This is a genomic window from Amycolatopsis keratiniphila subsp. keratiniphila, assembly GCF_001620365.2.
GTDB classification, from domain to species: domain Bacteria; phylum Actinomycetota; class Actinomycetes; order Mycobacteriales; family Pseudonocardiaceae; genus Amycolatopsis; species Amycolatopsis keratiniphila.
Genome location: NZ_LQMT02000048.1, coordinates 4,556 through 5,545, shown reverse-complemented (window position 1 = coordinate 5,545; position 990 = coordinate 4,556). Strand labels below are relative to the sequence as shown.

Genomic DNA, 990 nt, shown 5'->3' with positions numbered 1-990 from the left:
GCGTCGACGAGTTCGTCGAGACGTGGCGAGAGCGGGCGAAGCTGATGCGAGACGCGCCCGGTTTCCGTGATGCCAAGCTCCACCGGGCGCTGCTGCCGGACTCGCGCTTCCAGCTCGTCAACGTCACGCACTACGACAGCCGCGAAGCGTGGGAGGCGGCCGGAAAGAACCAGGTCTTCAAGGCGTCGACCGAGCGGGCTGCGGAGATCGCCACGCCCAACGCCGCGCTCTACGAGGTCGTCGTCGAGTACCCCTAAGCCGTGGTCACCCGGAGCGAGCGCAGGCCCCGGATCACGAACTCCGGCCGCCGCTCCGGGGTCTCGGCGAGCTCCAGTCCCGGCAGCTTCGACGCCAGGGAGGACAGCGCGGCCGCGATCTCCACCCGCGCGAGCGGGGCGCCGACGCAGTAGTGGATGCCCATGCCGAAGCCGAGGTGCGCGTTCGGCGTGCGGCCGATGTCGAGCGTGTCCGGCCGGTCGAACACCTTCGGGTCCCGCGCGGCGGCGCCGAGTAGCGCGCCGATCTTCTCGCCCTCGGCGACGCGGAAACCGGCGATCTCGACGTCGGTGGTCGCCGTCCGTTCGAAGAGCTGCAGCGGCGCGTCGAAGCGGATCAGCTCCTCGACGCACGGATCCAGGAGATCCGGGGAGGCCACCAGCCGCTCCCACTGGTCGCGGTGGGTCAGCAGCGCGTTGACGCCGTTCCCGATGACGTTCACCGTCGCCTCGTGCCCGGCCATCAGGAGCAGGACCGCGGTCGCGACCAGCTCGTCCTCGGTGAGTTCACTGCGCAGAAGGTCGCTGACGATGTCCTCGCCAGGGGAGTTCGCGCGCTGCTTCGCGACGTCACGCAGGTAGTCGACGAACTCCGCGGCCGCGGCTTCGGCGGCGTCCCGCTTGTCCTCGGCGAGACCGTACTCGTACATCTTCACGATGTGGTTCGACCACGTGACCATGCTCGGCCCCTTGTCGACCGGGACGCCGAGCAGTT

2 protein-coding genes are annotated in these 990 nt (G+C 69.7%); one reads left to right on the top strand and one right to left on the bottom strand.

Annotated features, from left to right (window positions below):
- A partial coding sequence (locus AVR91_RS40740; protein WP_076857551.1) for an antibiotic biosynthesis monooxygenase family protein occupies window positions 1-257 on the top strand: 257 nt, incomplete at its 5' end.
- Here AVR91_RS40740 and AVR91_RS44135 read toward each other — a convergent pair.
- Window positions 254-990 (bottom strand): cytochrome P450 (locus tag AVR91_RS44135; RefSeq protein WP_228709478.1); only part of this gene is annotated, 737 nt, incomplete at its 5' end. The two genes, AVR91_RS40740 and AVR91_RS44135, sit on opposite strands and share 4 nt — an antisense overlap.